This window comes from Sphingomonas sanguinis (assembly GCF_001476905.1).
In the GTDB taxonomy this organism is placed as follows: Bacteria; Pseudomonadota; Alphaproteobacteria; order Sphingomonadales; family Sphingomonadaceae; genus Sphingomonas; species Sphingomonas sanguinis_B.
Map to the genome: position 1 here is coordinate 66,018 of NZ_LDTE01000001.1, position 18,103 is coordinate 84,120.

The window sequence follows — 18,103 nt, forward strand, 5'->3', positions numbered from 1 at the left end:
GGGAGGGCGCTTTCCCTTGGCCTTCGGCATCAGTCTCCATTCCCGATCGGCTCGACCAGCAAAATCCCGCTGTCGACATGTGCAACCCGTAACCGCGTCCCGATATCCGCGTCCGGCCCGCGTACCGGCCATTCGCCATCGCCCAGCCGTGCCCGGCCCTCGCCGCCAATGATCGGCGTGGTGACGGTCACGATCTGCCCGCGCAGCCGAAGGGTGGGGGCGTTCAGCACCGGCGCATCGCTTTCGACCGGGAAATCCTGATACCAGCGCCGCCCGATCATCACACAAGCGACGCTCCAGACCGCGAACTCGGCGAGCTGCAGCCCGACCGGCAATTCCGGGATCGCCCAGGCGGTCAGGGCGGTCATACCTGCGGCAATCGCCAGGAAAACCAGGAAGACGCCGGGCACCAGCAGCTCCGCGATGCCCAGCGCCAGCCCCGCCGCGAGCCATAGCGCGGCGGGATCGAGTTCCGCGATCGTCACGATGCGGACTGGTCGAACGGCCCCGGCTTGGTCGTGACGCGTGGGGTAGCGCCGTCGGACTTGGCGTTACCCAGCGCTTCCTTGGCCAACTCACCGATGCCGCCCAGCGTGCCGATAAGCTGGGTCGCCTCGACCGGGAACAGGATCGTCTTGGCATTGGGGCTGGTCGCGAACTTGCCGACCGCTTCGACATATTTCTGCGCGATGAAATAGTTGATCGCTTGGGTGCCGCCCGACTCGATCGCTTCGGACACGACCCGCGTCGCCTTGGCCTCGGCCTCGGCCGCGCGCTCGCGGGCTTCCGAGTCGCGATAGGCCGACTCGCGGCGGCCTTCGGCTTCCAGGATACGCGCCTGCTTCTGTCCTTCGGCGCGCAGGATTTCCGAGGCGCGCGAACCTTCCGCCTCGAGGATATTGGCGCGCTTCTCGCGTTCGGCCTTCATCTGGCGGGCCATGGCGTTGACGATGTCGACCGGCGGACGGATGTCCTTGATCTCGACGCGGGTTATCTTCACGCCCCAGGGTGTCGTCGCGTGGTCGACGACATTCAGCAGTCGCGCATTGATTTCGTCACGCTTCGACAGCGTCTCGTCCAGGTCCATCGAACCCATGACGGTCCGCAAATTCGTCGTCACCAAATTCAGCAGCGCGACATACAGGTCCGACACCTCATAGGCGGCCTTGGGCGCGTCCAGCACCTGAAAGAAGACAACCCCATCAGTCGAGATCATTGCATTGTCTTTTGTGATGATCTCCTGCCCCGGAATGTCGATCACCTGCTCCATCATGTTCACCTTGCGGCCGACACGATAGAAAAAGGCGGGGTAGAAATTGAAACCGGGGATGGCCGTGCCGGTATAGCGGCCGAAATGTTCGATCGTATATTGATAGCCCTGGCGGACGATCTTGATCGACATCATCAGATACATCAGCACCAGCAGGACGGCGAGTGCGGCGATGATCAGGCCCATGGACGGCTCCCCCTTTTATCGGTCTGATGCGGGTTCTAGCATGGCGGTGCAGCAAGGGCCTAGCGGGAACGGCTTGCTTTGGTTACATGGCCCGCCACTTGTTCCCTCCGCAGGATTTGGCAGCCCCATGGATATCCGCCTCGGCCTCACCTTCGACGACGTGCTCCTCGTGCCCCAGGAGTCCGACGTTCTGCCGAGCACCGCAGACACGCGCACGCAACTGACCCGCTCGATCGCGCTGAACATCCCCGTCCTGTCGGCGGCGATGGACACCGTGACCGAAGCCGACATGGCGATCGTCATGGCGCAGCTGGGCGGCATGGGTGTGCTCCACCGGAACCTGACCGTCGAGCAGCAGGTCGCCGCTGTCCGCCAGGTCAAGCGGTTCGAGAGCGGCATGGTCGTCAACCCGATCACCATCTCGCCGACCGCGACCCTGGCCGAAGCACAGGCGCTGATGGCGCGGCACCGGATCAGCGGCATTCCGGTCGTCGAGTTCGATGGCCGTCTGGTCGGCATCCTGACCAACCGCGACGTCCGCTTCGCCGAGAACCCGCAGCAGCCCGTCTCCGAGCTGATGACGCACGAGAATCTCGCGACGGTGAAGGTCGGCGTCGGTCAGGACGAGGCGCGTCGCCTGCTCCATGCGCGCCGCATCGAAAAGCTGCTGGTCGTCGACGAAAGCTACCGCTGCGTCGGCCTGATCACGGTCAAGGACATCGAAAAGGCGGTGACCTATCCCTCGGCCACCAAGGACGCGGCCGGTCGCCTGCGCGTCGCGGCTGCGTCGACGGTAGGCGAGAAGGGGTTCGAGCGGACCCGCGCGCTGATCGAGGCCGAGGTCGATTGCGTCATCATCGACACCGCGCACGGCCATAACCGCGACGTCGCGCGTGCGGTCGAGGCCGCCAAGAAGCTGTCCGACACCGTACAGGTGATCGCAGGCAACGTCGCGACCGCCGCTGCCACCCGTGCGCTGATCGAAGCAGGCGCGGATGCGGTGAAGGTCGGTATCGGGCCGGGCTCGATCTGCACCACCCGCGTCGTCGCGGGCGTCGGTGTGCCGCAGCTGACCGCCGTCATGGACTGCGCCGAGGAAGGCTGGAAGTCGGGCGTGCCGGTAATCGCCGATGGCGGCCTGCGCACCTCGGGCGACTTGGCCAAGGCGCTGGCGGCAGGGGCGGGTGCCTGCATGGTCGGCTCGCTGCTGGCGGGCACCGAAGAGGCGCCGGGCGAAACCTTCCTGTACCAGGGCCGCGCCTATAAGTCCTATCGCGGCATGGGCTCGGTCGGGGCCATGGGTCGCGGTTCGGCGGACCGCTATTTCCAGGGCGATATCAAGGATCAGATGAAGCTGGTCCCCGAAGGCATCGAGGGTCAGGTCGCCTATAAGGGCCCGGCGCGCGACGTCATTCATCAGTTGGTCGGCGGTATCAAGGCAGCGATGGGCTATACCGGCTCGGCGACGCTGGAGGCCCTGCGCGAACGGGCACAGTTCGTCCAGATCACTGGCGCGGGCCTGAAGGAAAGCCACGTCCATGACGTGACGATCACGCGGGAAGCTCCCAATTACCCGACCCGCTAAGTCCACGGACGCCCTCGCATGACCCCCGGAGCCCGCACCCAGGCGGCGATCGAATTGCTGGACGAGATCGTCGCCGCGGCCGCCAGCGGCGGGGCGGCGGCGGACACGCTGATCGCGCGCTACTTTGCGACGCGCCGCTACGCCGGATCGAAAGACCGACGCGCGGTGCGTGAGCTGGTCTATGCTGCCATCCGCCAGGCTGGGCCTGTGCCGGTATCGGGTCGCGCCGCCACGGTGGCGGTGGCCGACCATGATCCGGCGTTGGCTGCAACGTTCGACGGCCTAGGCCATGGTCCCGCGCCGATCGAAGCCGACGAACCGCGCGCCGAGGGCGGTGTCGCACCCGCCTGGCTGGTCGAGGCGCTGACCGCTTCCGGGTTGGACGAAGGCCAGCAGACCGCACTGGTGGACCGGGCCCCGCTCGATCTCCGGGTCAACAGCCTGGCCACCACGCGCGACGCGGTGCTGGTCGAATGGCCCGAGGGGGCCGCCACGCCGCTGGCCCCGCTAGGCATCCGCTTGCCCAACGGCACGGCAGTCGAACAATCGGACATCTACCGCGCTGGGCTTGTCGAGGTACAGGATGAGGGCAGCCAGCTTGTCGGAGCCGCGCTGAACGCGAAGCCCGGCGAATGGATCGTCGACCTGTGCGCGGGGGCGGGGGGTAAGACGCTCCAGCTTGCCGCCGCCATGGCCAATCAGGGCGCGCTGCTTGCCTGCGACATCGACCGGGCGCGTCTCCAGAAACTGTCGCCACGCGCGGAGCGGGCCGGCGCGAGCATCATCGAAAGCCGACTGCTCAATCCGGGCCATGAAGCCGAGATGCTGGCCGACTGGGCAGGCAAGGCGGACGGCGTGCTGATCGATGCCCCCTGTTCGGGCACCGGCACTTGGCGGCGTAATCCCGAGGTACGCTGGCGGCTGACCCCTGAGCGGCTGGAGCGGCTGGGTGGGATGCAGGCGCAGGTGCTGGAGATCGGCGCAGGGCTCGTCAAACCGGGCGGTCGCATGATCTATATCGTCTGTTCGTTACTCGATGCCGAGGGCACGGATCAGGTCGCGGCTTTCCTGGCCGGGCATGGCGGCTGGTCGGTCGAGGCGATCCAGCCCGCCATCGGGACGCCGCACGGTCTTGGCCATCGGCTCGATCCGGCTGCCCACGGCACCGACGGCTTTTTTGTCGCCTGCCTCCGGGCGCCATGCTAGCATTGGGCCCAGTGCCACGTCCGGAGTTCCTCATGCGTTTGTCGTCCCTGGCCGCCGCCGCCGCATTGGCGGTGGTTTCGCTTTCCACCTCGCTCAGCGGCCAGCGCCCGGACAGCCAGATCGACGCCCGCTCGATGCAGTTGCTGGAACAGGGCCGAAGCCTGAAGGCGGCGGGCAATCTGGAAGGCGCGACGGACATCCTGGAGACGGCGGTGACCGTCGATCCGCGTAACCGGGCCGCGTTCGTGCTCCTCGCCGAGGTCGCCGATGCCCGCGGCCTGCCGGGCAAGGCGATCCGGCTGTACCGCGAGGCCTTGCTGCTTGACCCGAACGACACGCGCGCGCTGCGCGGGCAGGGCGAGGCGCTGGTGCAGCGCGGTGCGGTGGCGCGCGCGAAGGATAACCTCGCGAAGATCAAGACGCTCTGCAAGGCCGATTGCGCCGACGCGACCGCGCTCGCCGCGCAGATCGCCAAGGGCCCGCCCGCGACCGTGACGACGGCGCAGGTCGACAGCAAGAACCCGCCGACGCCGTAAGGGCTTTAATCCTCCCCAATATGGGGAGGTGGCAGGGCGCAGCCCTGACGGAGGAGGGCTTCCTTAGCGGACGTACCTAGCCGCACGCCCCCTCCACCATGCTTTGCATGGTCCCCCTCCCCTTGCAGGGGAGGGCCCAAATCACCCCAAGGCGCGGGCGAGGCCGACGAACTCCGCCACTGACAGCGTTTCGGCCCGGCGCGCAGGGTCGATACCGATCGACTCCATCGCTTCGTTCGCGCCCGCGACCGGCTTCAAACTCTGGCGCAGCATCTTGCGGCGCTGCCCGAAGGCGGCCGCCGTCAGGCGCTCCAGCGTGCGGAAGCTGACCCCTTCGGGCGCTTCCTTCGGCGTGATGTGCACGACCGCCGACATGACCTTGGGTGGCGGGGTGAAGGCCGAGCGGTGAACCGGCATCGCGATCCGCGAATCGCTGCGCCACTGGGTCAGCACGGCCAGACGACCATAGGCCGACTGATCCGGGGCGGCGACGATCCGCTCCGCCACTTCCTTCTGGAACATCAGCGTGCAGGACCGCCACCAGGGCAACCATGCGGCCGACAGCCAGCCGACGAGCAGCGGCGTGCCGACATTATAGGGCAGGTTGGAGACGATATGCGGCTTGCTGTCGAACAGCTCGGGCGCATTGATGCGCAGAGCATCACCCTCGATGACCTTCAGGCGATCGGGAAAAGCCTCGGACAGTTCGGCCAGCGCCGGGATACAGCGGCGGTCGCGCTCGATCGCCGTGACCTTTGCGCCCGCCATCAGCAGGGCGCGGGTCAGGCCACCGGGACCGGGGCCGATCTCGAGCACCGGCTGATCGGTCAGATCGCCGGGAATGGCGGCGATCCGGCCAAGCAACTGGCCATCGAACAGGAAATTCTGGCCGAGCGACTTGGCGGCGGACAGACCATGGCGCGCGATGACCTCGCGCAACGGCGGCAGGGGCGTAACGGGGTCCATGTCAGGCGGCGGCTTCGGCCCGGCGACGCGCGGCGTCGCCCGCCATCGCGATGGCGGCGATCATCGCTCCCGGATGCGCGACGTCCTGGCCCGCAATGCCGAAGGCGGTGCCGTGATCGGGAGAGGTCCGCACGATCGGCAGGCCCAGCGTGATGTTCACGCCCTCGTCGAAATGCAGCGTCTTGATCGGCACCAGCGCCTGGTCGTGATAGCAGCACAGCGCCGCATCATAGGCCGCACGCGCGCGCGGGTGAAAAAGCGTGTCGGCCGCAAACGGCCCGGTCGCGTCGATCCCCTCGGCACACAGTTGCGCAATGGCGGGTTCGATCAGGTCGATCTCCTCTCGCCCGATGGCGCCGCTTTCGCCCGCATGGGGATTGAGCCCGGCAAAGGCGAGGCGCGGCGCGGTGATGCCAAAATTCTTGCACAGCCCCCGGGCGGTTGCGCGTCCCTTCGCCACGATCAGGTCGACCGACAGCAGGCCGGAGACGTCTGTCAATGGCACATGGGTGGTGATCGGCACGACCCGCAAGCTCGGGCCCGCCAGCATCATGACCGCATTGGCCCCGGCCACACCGCAGCGTTCGGCGACGAACTCGGTCTGGCCCGGATGGTTGAAGCCGATATCGTACAGCTGGGCCTTGCTAACCGGCCCGGTGACGAGCGCGCTGGCGGCCTCCGACCGGACCAACCCGACCGCGAGTTCCAGCGAATGCAGGGCGCAGCGCGCACCCTCGACATCCGGCTGGCCGGGGCGAATTTCGCCCGCGTCGTCGACCGACAGGATCGGCAGCGCCTCGTCAAAGGCCGCGACAGCCGCCGCCATGTCCGACACCCGTACGATCGGACCGTTCCAGACCCGCTCGACCGCCCGCGCGTCGCCGACCGCCACAAAGGGAAGTAGATCGGCATCGCGACGCGCGACCCATGCCTTGGCAATGATCTCCGGCCCGATCCCGGCCGGGTCGCCCATCGAAATCGCCAGCGGCCGGATCATGGCTTTACCCTCATCAGCGATATTCGATCACCGCGTCGCGGCGAAGATCGCGCATCTTCTGGTTCGCGCGCAGATTGACCCGCTGTTGCTCGAGCTGATTCTGGAGCTGGTCGTTGGTCGGCAACTGGCCCGAGCGCGGTTCCTCGCGGTCGCACAGGACGAGCGAGCGGACACCCTGTTCGGGCGAACCGAAGGGTGGCGTCGCCTGGCCGATCTGCAGCTTCAGCAGGATTTCCTGCAGCGGTGCGGGCAGCTGGCGAATGGTAACCTGGTCATTGTCGACCACTTCGGCGTTCAGCGTGGTGGCAACGCGCTGCACGTCGCCGCAGCCGCGGATCGCCTGCGTCGCCTTGGCGAATTCGGCGGCACGCGCGCTGGCCTGAGCCTGGGTGGTGCCCGCCGGGAACTTCACCGTCAGCTGCTTGAGCGACAGGCGCGAGTCGCGCGGATCGGCGGTCAGCACCTGACGCTTGTCGGTCAGGTACAGGATCGAGAAGCCGCCCGGGATCTGGATCGGTCCGGCGACCTGGCCGACCTGCATCTGCTGCACCGCCGACTGGAGTTCGGGCGGCAGCTGCGCCGAGCGGACCCAGCCGAGATCGCCGTTGACCGCGCGGGTCGACGCCTCGGAGAAGCTGCGCGCGAAATATTCGAAGGGCTGCTGGCCCTTCTGAATCTCGCCGATGATCTGGCGAGCGTTGGCGAACACCTGCTGCTGCGTCGCCTCGTTGGCCGAGAGGAAGATTTCCTTGAGGTTATATTCCTCAGTGCCCTTGGCGGCTTCCAGGCGGGCGCGGATCGCGTTCACTTCGTCGTCGCCGACATTGACAGTCGGCTCGACCTTGCGGCGCAGATAGCGGCTCCAGGCCAGTTCGCCTTCGATCTGGCGGCGCATCGACTTGTCGGACGAACCGACCTGTCGCAGAAAGGCGCTCATCTCGCTGGGCGACTTGCCGAACTGCTTGGAAAAGCGAGCAAAGGCCTGGTTGATCTCATCGGCGCTGACGGTGATGTCGGCGGTCTTCGCCTCCTGGATCTGCAGCGTCTCGTCGATCAGCTGACGCAGGATCTGCATACGCAGCCGGTCGCGGTCCTCTGGCGACAGGTTGGTCGCGTTGTTCAGCGCCATGGCCAACGCCATACGCTGGTCGATATCGGTCTGGGTCAGCACCGTGTCGTTCACGATCGCGGTCGGCTTGCGGACATTGGGGTCCAGCTTGCCGAACAGCTGCATGTTCGACGGGATGTTCAGGCCGCCCGTATCGGGCACGGTCTGGTCGGGCACGGTCTGCGCCAGCGCGCCCGTCGCCACCGCGACCAGCATCAACGTTGCGCCCGCGCGGAAGCGGCGGCCCTTGGTACGAATGTCGTGCTTCACCGTGTCTGTGATCCCCATCGCGCCTGACGAAGGCGCGTAACCGTCGCGATATGGTTCGCCCATGCTGAATATCGGCTTAGCGGCCGAGATTGGTGAATGCCAGTGTCAACAGGAAGCTGTTGCCTGCCCGCGCGTCGCCGGTGTTCACATAATCGCGCCGCCAGGTGAAGCCGAGCCGAAGGCAGTCGTCCTCATACTGCACACCCAACCGGTGGCGAATCGGATCGAAGCCGTTGGACAGCGACAGCGCATCCTCCGACCGGTCGGTCAGGTCGATGACGGTCGAACCGAACGCCGACCAGAAGCGCGCAAACTGCACGCGTCCCGCCAGCCGCACTTCCTCGCGATCCTGCAAATCCTCGATCGAGGTGAAGATGTTCCGCTTCAGGCGAAGATAGCCGACCTGCGCATAGGTGGTGCGGGAACCCACCGTCGCATCGATCTCGTTCCTGCGGACCGCAAAGCTATCCTTGTCGAGGCGGAAACGGTGGGTCAGGGAGACGAAATCGCGGAACCGGATGTCGGTACGCCCGACAATATCCGACCAGCGATCGGACAGGCCGGTGCCCGGATACAGGATCGTCGGTCGGTCGTTCAGGCGAAAGCTCTGCCCGACGATGGTGTCGAAGGTGAAGCCGGGCAAGGTCAACGCCCATTGCGCGCCATAGGTGATGCGCGTCGAATCCTCGAATCGGTCGTAACCGGGAAAGCGGTTCAGCGCGAAGAGGTTGGAATCCTCAAGATCGACCGACCGCGCGTCCTCGTTGGGGATTTCGATGTTGCGGATCTTGGGACTGGCGACGATCTGCACGCGCGGGGTGAAGCGCTGGCTGCCGCCCCACAGCTCGCCGACGAACGGCCATTTCACATCGACCGCCAGCGCGCCGATGCCGCGCGCCTGAAAACCCTCCAGCCCCTGATAGACCAGTGGCGTGGTCGCGATGTTGTTGGCGTTATAGGCGTCGGCGCGGCCATAGGCGGTGAAGGTCACCTCCTGGCCCCAGTCGGTCAGGCGGCGCAGGTCCCAGCGCATGCTGGCAAAGGCGCGCTGCGTATCCTGTCCGGCGGTCCGGCTGATCGCCAGCGTGTTGAGCTGCATCTCGAACTTGCCGCCCAGCCAGGGGTCGTTGAAGCGACGGCGATAGTCGAGTTCGGGCAGTGCGATCGGCTGCTGCCCCTGCGGATCGTTGACGCGCAGCGTTTCCACATACCAGCCGGTCAGCGCGAAATAGCTGTCGGCGTCGATATGCTCCAGGCTGGCGGTGGTGCGCAGCCGGTCGTCGCGGGAAATGTCATAACGACGCAGGAAGGTACGGTCGGTGGTGATCCGCATCGAGCCCGACAGGCTCCATTCCGGCGAGAATTGGTAGCGGCCGACGGCATCCAGATAACCACGGAACGCCTGGCTGGTGTCGGTCGGATTGAGCGTGTTCAGGTCGTCGCTGCGACGGCTGGCGGTGCCATAGCCGGTGATGCGGAACGCCCCCTTGGTGGTCAGCGCCTCATATTGCGCCTCCAGCATCGGCAGCACGGCGGTGAAGATATGCGGCGTGACGGTCAGCCCCTTATTGGGGGCGAGCTTCCAATAATAGGGTGCGGCCAGCTCGACCCCGTTCACGCGGTCCAGCCGAATGTCGGGGGTTAGGAAACCGCTGTCGCCACCCGAGCCGACCGGCGCGGACAGCCGGGGAAGCGGGATGGTCGGCAGGCCGAACAGGTTGAGCTTGGCACCGTTAAAATAGACGCGCTCGCGGTCGGGGCGATAGGTGACGCGGACTGCGGTGATCTTCCACGAGGGCTCCTTGGGACAGCCTTCGGAGGTTTCCACTGCGCAAGGGGTGTAGGCGGCACGTTCCAGGTTGACCGTACCGTCCTGTTGGCGGGTGCCGCGTACGGCCGCCAGGCGACCGCCCTGTTCCAATACGACCAGCATGTTGTCGACCACGCCGTCCTTGAGCGAATCGGTCAGCTCGATCTGGTCGCCATAGGCAATATCGCCCTGGGGGTTGGTGACGGCGATATTACCCGTCGCCAGGACCTTGCCCGTCTTGCGGTTCCAGGTGACCTTGTCGGCGCGCAGCCGTTCGCCCTGGCGGAGCATCCGCACTTCGCCGGTCGCAGTGACGATATCGGCGTTGATGTCATATTCCAGCTGCTCGGCGCTGAAACGGACCTGGTCGGGATTGTCGGGCGCGGGCCCTTCGCTGGGCGGCGGCGCGACGGCGCGATCCTGAAGGTCCTGGGCGGCCGACGGCGCGGCCATCAAAAGGGCAAAGGGCAGGGCGCTGCCGGTCAGAAGCGTCATTCTGCGCACGATGATATCTGGTCCGTCCTTGCCGACACGATGATAAGCCTCCCCCGGCCGGGCGACGCCGCTGAACGCCCGCCTATCGCATCACCGGCGGCTTGCTGCAATCGCGCGCTTGCCTCGAGCGGCACAAGGCCTAGATGGTAGCATCCGTTATCAGTTGATCAGAGGTTCTTCATGCAGATCGCGTTCAATGCCTCCGTCGAGTCCGACGACGTTGCGGTCATTCCGCTGGGCAAGGATCAGACGGACTTCGCTCGAGCGGGCGGGGACGGCATGGTCGCGACGGGCCATGCGGCGATCGCGGCCGCGCGCTTCAAGGGCGAGGCGGGCTCCGTGGTCGAGTTCTTCGCGCCCTTCGACGGTGGCATTCGTCGCATCGTCCTGCTGGGCATCGGCGCGGGCACCGATGCGGATTGGCGCAAGGCGGGCGGCGCGCTGACCGCCAAGCTGCTGACCACCGCATCCTCGGCGTCGCTGATCCTGACCGGGCTGGGCACCAAGCCGTCCGCGAGTGCGGTTGCCGAATTCGCCGGGGCCGCGGTGCAGCGCGGCTGGCGTCACGACGTCTATCGCACCAAGCTACCTGACAGTGCCAAGCCGACCCTGACGCGTATCGCGATCGTCGACGCGGACACCGATGCCGAGGCGGCCTATACCCGCATCCATGCGGTGAACGGTGGCCTGGAGCTGACCCGGACGCTCGTTTCGGAGCCGCCGAACAAGCTCTATCCCGAGACCTTCGTCGAGCGCGTGCTGGCCGATGTCGAGGGCCTCGGCCTGGAGGTCACCGTCCTCGACGAGGCGGAGATGCGCGACCTGGGCATGGGGGCGCTGCTCGGCGTCAGCCAGGGCTCGGTACGTGAGGGGCGCCTGCTGGTCCTGAAGTGGAATGGCGGCGCCGCCGATGCCGAGACGCTGGCACTGGTCGGCAAGGGCGTGACCTTCGATACCGGTGGCATCTCGATCAAGCCGGCCGCGGGCATGGAAGACATGAAGTGGGACATGGGCGGCGCAGGCGCGGTCGCCGGTGCCATGAAGGCGATCGCGGCACGCAAGGCCAAGGCGAACGTCGTCGGCGTCATGGGCCTGGTCGAGAACATGCCCGACGGCAATGCGCAGCGCCCCGGCGACGTTGTGACGTCGATGTCGGGCCAGACGATCGAGGTCATCAACACCGACGCCGAGGGCCGCCTGGTCCTGTGCGATGCGCTGACCTGGGTCCAGAAAACGCATTCGCCTTCGACCATTGTCGATCTCGCCACGCTGACCGGCGCGATGATCATCAGCCTGGGCAACGAGCATGGCGGCCTGTTCGCCAATGACGATTCGCTCGCCGACGCGCTGCTGGCGGCGGGCAAGGAGACGGACGAGAAGCTGTGGCGCTTCCCGCTGAGCGATGCCTATGACAAGCTGATCGACAGCCAGATCGCCGACATGAAGAATGTCGGTCCACGGGGCGGCGGCTCGATCACGGCGGCGCAGTTCCTGAAGCGCTACATCCATGAGGGCGTTGCCTGGGCGCATCTGGATATCGCGGGCATGGTCTGGTCGGACAAGCCCGGCGTGAACCACGACAAGGGAGCGACCGGTTACGGCGTACGTCTGCTCGACCGGTTTGTCGCTGAGCGGTTCGAGGCGTAATCCAGGCAGGGAGCGGCGCGCGTGCAGGTCGATTTCTACCATCTGACGATGGCGCCGCTCGACCGGCTGCTGCCCGTCATCGCCGATCGGGTGATGGCGGGCGGCGGTCGCCTGCTGATCGTGAGCGGTAACGCCGAACAGCGTGCCGCGCTCGACCGGCAATTGTGGATGATCCCCCCGGACGGCTTCCTGCCCCATGCCCAGGCCGGGGAGGGGGACGATGCCGCCCAGCCGATCCTTATTGCGCCGGAGGTGCAGCCGACCAACGGTGCGCGCCACGTCGCACTGGCGGACGGCGTGTGGCGCGACGAGGCGCTCGACTTCGACCGCACGTTCCACTTCTTCGATGGCGACCGTATCGCCGAGGCGCGCGCAGCCTGGCGCGCGCTGGCCGACCGCGAGGGGGTGGAACGGCGTTACTGGAAGCAGAACGACCAAGGCCGCTGGGAACAGGCTGCATAGGGATCGCGTCCCTGTGCTGGCGAGGATCAGCCGCTTACCATAAGACATTGCAATGCCGCCCGGCCCCGACTAGGGCGGCGCCACTTCCAGCCAACTTATTCAGGAGCTGCGTGACCATCATGGCCGCGAACCGTACCTTTTCGATCATCAAGCCCGACGCGACCCGCCGCAACCTGACCGGCGCCGTCACCAAGATGCTGGAGGAAGCCGGCCTGCGCGTCGTCGCCTCGAAGCGTATCCAGATGACCCGCGAGCAGGCCGAGGGCTTCTATGCGGTGCACAAGGAGCGCCCCTTCTTCAACGATCTGGTCGAGTTCATGATCTCGGGCCCGGTCGTCGTGCAAGTTCTCGAGGGCGAGAACGCGATGCAGCGCAACCGTGACATCATGGGCGCGACCAACCCGGCAAATGCCGAGCCGGGTACGATCCGCAAGGAACTGGCCGAGTCGATCGAAGCCAACACCGTCCATGGTTCGGACTCGGACGAGAATGCCGCGATCGAGATCGCTTACTTCTTCAAGCCGGAAGAAATCGTCGGCTGATGGAATGGCGGCTGCGACAGGCGGGGCCGGGCGATGCGCCCGCGCTATCGCTGGTCGCGGCCGCCAGTTTCCTCGAGACCTTTGCCGGGATCATCACGGGTCCCGACATGGTGCGCCACTGGACCACCAATAGCTCAGCCACCAAATTCGATGGCTGGATCGCGGACATGTCCTGCGTCGCCACCCTGGCCGAGCATCCCGACGGCGCCGCCCCGGTCGGCTATAGCCTTCTCGTACCGCCCGATCTGCCGATCGAAACCGGGCCCCACGACATCGAACTGCGCCGCATCTACGCCCTGTCGCTGACGCGCGGCACCGGACTGGGTCACAAGCTCATGGCGCGTGCGATCGACGATGCGAGAGCGCTGGGACGCCGCCGTATGCTGCTGGGCGTACTGGGCATCAACCATAACGCGCGCGCCTTCTACGAGCGCGAGGGCTTCATGCTGGCTGGAACGCGTCAGTTTCGGGTGGGCGATACCGTCTATGACGATGTCGTTTACGCCCGCGAGCTTTAGCCGCGCTTGGCCGCCCAGGCTGCGTCGAGCTTGGCGGGCGTGCCGTTGCGGTCCGTCAGTCGCAGCCCTTCCAGCCGCAACGTTCGACCGCGCAGCAATCGGCCATGCGTGCTCCAGATCACGTCATACAGTTCCGTCACGGTCCGTGCGGTGTCGCCGTCCCAGTAGCGGACGGTGATCAGCACCGGCAGGCGGCCTTCCTTCGTATCCGTCTGGCCATCGGTCAGAGCCAGGATCGGATCGGCGATCGGGCCCGCCTCGATCACCGGATCGCCGACGGGTGCCTGACGGGCAATGCCCGACTTTGCCGGAAAGTCGATCGCCACATCCTGAAGATCGTGATTCGGATCACGCAATGCCAAGCGGCGACCGTCATTCTCGACCGTCGCGGTCAGGTCCAACCGGGCGCGTTCATTGCGCTGGGCGCTGGCGGTAGCGGCCTTGTCGGCGGCATCGCTGCGCCGTTGCGACCAGTTGAGATAGAGCGTGAGCGCGGCGACGAGCAGGCCCGCCACCGCGACGAACTCCGCCAGGCTCAGCAGGCGACGCCGTGACTTGGCGCGATCGGCCGCTTCGTCGCCAGCCCGGTCGCTCATCGGCCGCCAGCCTCCAGCAACTCCGTGGGCGCAACCAGTTCCCAGCTGCGCGCGATCCGATCCTCGACCAGCGTCCAGTCGATGTCGCCCGACAGAGCGATCTCGCTCCAATGCGGCTCGGTGCCTTCGTCGGCGGTGCAGACATGCACGCCCGACGCGCCTTCCGCGACGCGGACGAATGGCTTACCTTCGACCAGGAACCGGATTTCGCTCGCCTGTGTGTCCTCGGTCGCTCCGGGCAGCAGCATGGCGATGTCGCGGATGCGGGTCAGGGTATCGGTCATCGGCGCACGAACTCCGTCAGGACTTGGGGATAGAGACGATGCTCCTCAACGAGCACACGCGCCGCAAGTGCCGCAGCGTCGTCACCCGGCAGGATCGGGACCTCCGCCTGGCCCAGCACTTCGCCGTCATCCATCTCCTCGATCACGACATGGACCGAGCATCCCGCCGTCGCATCGCCCGCCGCAATGGCGCGCTCATGCGTGTCGAGTCCCTTATAGAGCGGCAGCAGCGAGGGGTGGATGTTGACGATGCGCCCCCGCCACCGCGCGACGAAATCGCCGGACAGCAGCCGCATGTAACCGGCCAGCGCGATCACCTCGACGCCCGCATCGCGCAGAGCCTGGTTGATCGCCGCTTCATAGGCGGGCTTGCCGATGCCCTTGGGCGACAGGGCGAAAGTAGCGATCCCCTGTTCCTTCGCCCAGGCCAGTCCGGCCGCGTCGGGCTTGTCGGAGGCGACGAGGGCGACCTGATAGGCCGCGCCCGCTTCCTTCGACGCCGCCACCAGCGACTGCATGTTGGAACCCCGGCCGGAAATCAGGATGCCGACCTTCACCGGCTGGTCAACCGACATGGGTCGCGGTCCAGTCCGCCTTCGCGCTCCAGGTGCCTGCGGAACCCTTGACGGTGCAGCCGCGCTCACCCGATTCGACCCGGCCGATGGTGACGACCGTCTCGCCCGCCGCACGCAGCGTCTCGGCCACGGCTTCGGCCTGGTCGGCCGCGACGATCACCGCCATGCCGACGCCGCAGTTGAAGGTACGCGCCATTTCCTCGGGCTCGATGCCGCCCTGTGCCTGCAGGAAAGCCATCAGGCGCGGCTGTTCCCAGCCATCGGCATCGACCACGGCATGCGCGCCCTTGGGCAGCACGCGCGGGATGTTTTCCAGCAGGCCGCCGCCGGTGATGTGGGCGAGCCCCTTAATCGAACCCGCCTTGATCGAAGGGAGCAGCGAGCGGACGTAGATTCGAGTCGGAGCCATCAGCGCCTCGATCAGCAGCACGTCCTGATCGAACAGGGCGGGACGATCGAGCTTCCAGCCCTTGTCGGCGGCCAGGCGGCGGACCAGCGAAAAGCCGTTGGAATGGACGCCGGACGAAGCAAGGCCCAGGATCACGTCGCCGTCACCAATGGTCGCACCGGTCAGCACCTGATCGCGCTCGACCGCGCCGACGCAGAAGCCCGCCAGGTCATAGTCGCCCGGCGCATACATGCCCGGCATCTCGGCCGTTTCGCCGCCGATCAGCGCGCAGCCCGCGATACGGCAGCCCTCGGCAATCGAGGCGATCACGCGCTCGGGAACATCGCCTTCCAGCTTGGCGGTCGCGTAATAATCGAGGAAGAACAGGGGCTCGGCCCCCTGCACGACCAGGTCGTTGGCGCACATCGCGACCAGATCGATGCCCACGCCGTCATGGCGGTTATGCTCGATGGCGAGCTTCAACTTGGTGCCGACGCCGTCATTGGCGGCAACCAGCAGCGGGTCCGTGAAACCGGCGGCCTTCAGGTCGAAGAAACCGCCAAAGCCGCCCAGGTCGGCATCGGCCCCCGGCCGTCGTGTCGCCTTGGCGAGCGGGCCGATCGCGCGGACCAGCGCGTTACCTGCGGCGATCGAAACGCCCGCATCGGCATAGGTGTAGGACGCGCCGGTTTCGGCGGGCGAAGGGGTTGGGGACGGCGTGCTATTGTCGGTCATGTTTGCCGGTTAGCGACATCGCGCTTGGATTTCCACGTCTGGTTCGCCAAAAGGCCGCGATGCGTTTGCGTTCGCCCTCCCTGATGTTCGGTCTGGTCGCGCTTGTCGGCCTGTGTGCCGGGGGCGGGGCGGTGCTCGCCCAGATCGAGGGGCCGTCGCGCGGCGTCACGCCCATCGACAATGGCGGGTCCTACGAAGTGACCGGAGTGTCGGTCGACGTCTCGGGCAAGACGGCGGAGGACGCGCGGCTGGGTGGCTGGCGGATCGCGCAGCGCAAGGCCTGGGCGATGCTGGCCCAACGACTGGGGCGGAGCGGCACCGGTGCGTCGGACGGCTTGCTCGATTCGCTGGTCAGCGGAATCGTGGTCGAGAACGAACAGATCGGCCCGACCCGCTATGTCGCCAAGCTGGGCGTGTTGTTCGACCGGGTGCGGGCGGCTTCGGTGCTGGGCGTGTCGGCCTATGCCGATCGCTCGCCGCCGATGCTGGTCATGCCGCTACAGGTGTCGGGCGGCGTGTCGCAGATGTTCGAGGCGCGCACGCCGTGGCAACAGGCCTGGGCGCGGTTCCGCACGGGCAACAGCACGATCGACTATATCCGGCCGTCAGGCACCGGCACCGACCCGTTGCTGCTGAACGTCGGGCAGATCGGCCGCCGTTCGCGCGGATGGTGGCGGACCGTGCTCGATCAATATGGCGCGTCGGACATCCTGATCCCGGTCGTCCATCTTTACCGCCAATGGCCGGGCGGCCCGGTGATCGGCGTGTTCGAGGCGCGGCATGGTCCCGACAACGCGCTGCTGGGTACGATCACCCTGCGAGTCGGGAGCACGGATGGTCTTAACCAGCTGCTCGACACCGGCGTGGCGCGGCTGGACGGACTGTATCAGCGGGCGCTGGCCAGCGGCGCGCTGCACCCCGATTCGTCGCTCACCCCGCCGCCCAAGGCGGAGGCGGTCGTCATCGACGATAGCGCGCCGGGCGAGGAGCCGATCGCGGGACTGGATGCCGCCATCGCATCGTCGGGCGCGGGCATCGCCGTCTCGCTGCAATATGATGCGCCCACCGCCAGCGCGGTGGCCAATGCCGAAAGCCTGGTGCGTACCATTCCCGGCGTGGTCCGGGCCAGCACGACCAGCCTGGCACTGGGCGGCGTATCGATCATGGCGGTGACCTATGACGGTGATCCTGACCAGCTTCGCCGCGCGCTCGAGCAGCGTGGTTTTCAGGTGTCCGGTTCGGGCACGACCTTGCGCATCAGGCGCGCACCCCAGGTGCAGACGCCCGCGCTTCCAACGGATAGTGTGACGACCGGATGAACCAGATGGCGCTGCCGCTGCAATGGCCGGCCGACCCCCGATCCGATGCGTTCCTGATGACCGAGTCCAACCGGTTGGCGGCGCGGATGCTTGATCAATGGGAGGCGTGGCCGACCATGGCCGCGATCCTGACTGGCCCGCGCAAGTCCGGGCGGTCGCTGCTGGCGCGCATCTTCGCCGCGCGGACCGGCGGCACGATCATCGACGATGCCGAGCGGGTGCCGGAGGTTCAGATCTTCCATGCCTGGAACCGGGCACAGGCCGACCGGCTGCCGCTGCTGATCGTCGCCGATGCGCCGCCGCCGCGCTGGGAGGTTAAGCTGCCCGACCTGCGCTCGCGCCTGGCGAACAGCAGCCTGGCCGAGATCGGCGCGCCCGACGACGAGCTTGTCGCAGGGTTGTTCGAGCATCTGTTCGAGCGGCGCGGACTGGATGCGCGACCCGACCTGATCGAATGGTTGACGCTGCGGATCGAGCGTAGTCACCTTTCTGTCATCCGCGCAGTGGATATGCTCGACCAGGGGGCGATGGAACGGCGCGCGCGCTTGTCCATTCCCCTAGCACGATCCACTCTGATCGCGGCTGGCCTGATCGCCGAGCCGTAAGCC

19 protein-coding genes are annotated in these 18,103 nt (G+C 66.8%); 9 read left to right on the forward strand and 10 right to left on the reverse strand.

Going from position 1 to position 18,103, the window contains the following annotated elements; all coding sequences use genetic code 11:
* Window positions 1-29: 29 nt before the first annotated feature.
* Window positions 30-485 carry an NfeD family protein gene (locus tag SB4_RS00325; protein ID WP_058750926.1) on the reverse strand — a complete coding sequence of 152 codons (456 nt, stop codon included), beginning with the start codon at window positions 483-485 and terminating at the stop codon, window positions 30-32.
* Window positions 482-1,456, reverse strand: a complete 975-nt coding sequence (locus tag SB4_RS00330; protein WP_058750927.1) for an SPFH domain-containing protein — start codon at window positions 1,454-1,456, stop codon at window positions 482-484. The genes SB4_RS00325 and SB4_RS00330 overlap by 4 nt, the downstream gene beginning before the upstream one ends.
* Window positions 1,457-1,583: 127 nt before the next feature.
* Between SB4_RS00330 and guaB the strand changes: the two genes are divergently transcribed.
* From guaB to SB4_RS00345, 3 genes are read left to right on the forward strand one after another with little or no spacing between them, the layout of a single operon-like run.
* The gene (gene guaB, locus SB4_RS00335) at window positions 1,584-3,041 is read left to right on the forward strand and encodes an IMP dehydrogenase (RefSeq protein WP_058716891.1); all 1,458 of its coding nucleotides are present in this window, start codon (window positions 1,584-1,586) and stop codon (window positions 3,039-3,041) included.
* An 18-nt stretch (window positions 3,042-3,059) separates the two neighbouring features.
* The gene (locus SB4_RS00340) at window positions 3,060-4,247 is read left to right on the forward strand and encodes an RsmB/NOP family class I SAM-dependent RNA methyltransferase (RefSeq protein ID WP_058750928.1); all 1,188 of its coding nucleotides are present in this window, start codon (window positions 3,060-3,062) and stop codon (window positions 4,245-4,247) included.
* 32 nt (window positions 4,248-4,279) lie between these two features.
* Window positions 4,280-4,783, forward strand: a complete 504-nt coding sequence (locus SB4_RS00345; protein WP_153005997.1) for a tetratricopeptide repeat protein — start codon at window positions 4,280-4,282, stop codon at window positions 4,781-4,783.
* Between the two features lie 141 nt (window positions 4,784-4,924).
* Here SB4_RS00345 and rsmA read toward each other — a convergent pair whose 3' ends face one another.
* Genes rsmA through SB4_RS00365 form a run of 4 tightly spaced genes read right to left on the reverse strand, consistent with a single transcriptional unit; the run spans window position 4,925 to window position 10,429 of the window.
* A complete protein-coding gene (gene rsmA / locus SB4_RS00350) occupies window positions 4,925-5,749 on the reverse strand; it encodes a 16S rRNA (adenine(1518)-N(6)/adenine(1519)-N(6))-dimethyltransferase RsmA (protein WP_058750930.1) in 825 nt (274 codons plus the stop codon).
* Between the two features lies 1 nt (window position 5,750).
* Window positions 5,751-6,746 (reverse strand): 4-hydroxythreonine-4-phosphate dehydrogenase PdxA, encoded by a 996-nt coding sequence (gene pdxA / locus SB4_RS00355; RefSeq protein ID WP_082669859.1) that lies wholly within the window; start codon window positions 6,744-6,746, stop codon window positions 5,751-5,753.
* A 13-nt stretch (window positions 6,747-6,759) separates the two neighbouring features.
* The gene (locus tag SB4_RS00360; protein WP_058732431.1) at window positions 6,760-8,142 is read right to left on the reverse strand and encodes a peptidylprolyl isomerase; all 1,383 of its coding nucleotides are present in this window, start codon (window positions 8,140-8,142) and stop codon (window positions 6,760-6,762) included.
* 58 nt (window positions 8,143-8,200) lie between these two features.
* Window positions 8,201-10,429 carry an LPS-assembly protein LptD gene (locus SB4_RS00365; protein ID WP_193753704.1) on the reverse strand — a complete coding sequence of 743 codons (2,229 nt, stop codon included), beginning with the start codon at window positions 10,427-10,429 and terminating at the stop codon, window positions 8,201-8,203.
* Window positions 10,430-10,609: 180 nt separating this feature from the next.
* On the opposite strand from SB4_RS00365, the gene SB4_RS00370 reads away from it, so the two are divergent.
* The 4 genes from SB4_RS00370 (at window position 10,610) to SB4_RS00385 (ending at window position 13,598) form a co-directional block, all read left to right on the forward strand.
* Entirely contained in the window at window positions 10,610-12,076 is a 1,467-nt protein-coding gene (locus tag SB4_RS00370) for a leucyl aminopeptidase (protein WP_058750932.1), read from the forward strand.
* A gap of 21 nt (window positions 12,077-12,097) precedes the next feature.
* On the forward strand, window positions 12,098-12,538 hold the full coding sequence (locus tag SB4_RS00375; RefSeq protein ID WP_058750933.1) for a DNA polymerase III subunit chi: 441 nt from the start codon (window positions 12,098-12,100) through the stop codon (window positions 12,536-12,538).
* A gap of 119 nt (window positions 12,539-12,657) precedes the next feature.
* Entirely contained in the window at window positions 12,658-13,080 is a 423-nt protein-coding gene (gene ndk, locus SB4_RS00380; RefSeq protein WP_042482585.1) for a nucleoside-diphosphate kinase, read from the forward strand.
* Window positions 13,080-13,598 (forward strand): GNAT family N-acetyltransferase, encoded by a 519-nt coding sequence (locus SB4_RS00385; protein ID WP_058750934.1) that lies wholly within the window; start codon window positions 13,080-13,082, stop codon window positions 13,596-13,598. The genes ndk and SB4_RS00385 overlap by 1 nt, the downstream gene beginning before the upstream one ends.
* Here SB4_RS00385 and SB4_RS00390 read toward each other — a convergent pair.
* From SB4_RS00390 to purM, 4 genes are read right to left on the reverse strand one after another with little or no spacing between them, the layout of a single operon-like run.
* On the reverse strand, window positions 13,595-14,194 hold the full coding sequence (locus SB4_RS00390; RefSeq protein WP_058750935.1) for a hypothetical protein: 600 nt from the start codon (window positions 14,192-14,194) through the stop codon (window positions 13,595-13,597). The two genes, SB4_RS00385 and SB4_RS00390, sit on opposite strands and share 4 nt — an antisense overlap.
* Window positions 14,191-14,478, reverse strand: a complete 288-nt coding sequence (locus tag SB4_RS00395; protein WP_058750936.1) for an MmcQ/YjbR family DNA-binding protein — start codon at window positions 14,476-14,478, stop codon at window positions 14,191-14,193. Before SB4_RS00395 ends, SB4_RS00390 begins: the two co-directional genes overlap by 4 nt.
* Window positions 14,475-15,053, reverse strand: a complete 579-nt coding sequence (gene purN / locus SB4_RS00400; protein WP_058750937.1) for a phosphoribosylglycinamide formyltransferase — start codon at window positions 15,051-15,053, stop codon at window positions 14,475-14,477. Before purN ends, SB4_RS00395 begins: the two co-directional genes overlap by 4 nt.
* A complete protein-coding gene (gene purM, locus SB4_RS00405; protein ID WP_058750938.1) occupies window positions 15,043-16,176 on the reverse strand; it encodes a phosphoribosylformylglycinamidine cyclo-ligase in 1,134 nt (377 codons plus the stop codon). The genes purN and purM overlap by 11 nt, the downstream gene beginning before the upstream one ends.
* Before the next feature lie 59 nt (window positions 16,177-16,235).
* Between purM and SB4_RS00410 the strand changes: the two genes are divergently transcribed.
* Both SB4_RS00410 and SB4_RS00415 read left to right on the forward strand, forming a co-directional pair.
* Window positions 16,236-17,495, forward strand: coding sequence for a heavy-metal-associated domain-containing protein (locus SB4_RS00410; protein ID WP_058751025.1), 1,260 nt, complete (start codon window positions 16,236-16,238; stop codon window positions 17,493-17,495).
* Entirely contained in the window at window positions 17,492-18,100 is a 609-nt protein-coding gene (locus tag SB4_RS00415) for an HdaA/DnaA family protein (RefSeq protein ID WP_058750939.1), read from the forward strand. Before SB4_RS00410 ends, SB4_RS00415 begins: the two co-directional genes overlap by 4 nt.
* Window positions 18,101-18,103: the final 3 nt, after the last annotated feature.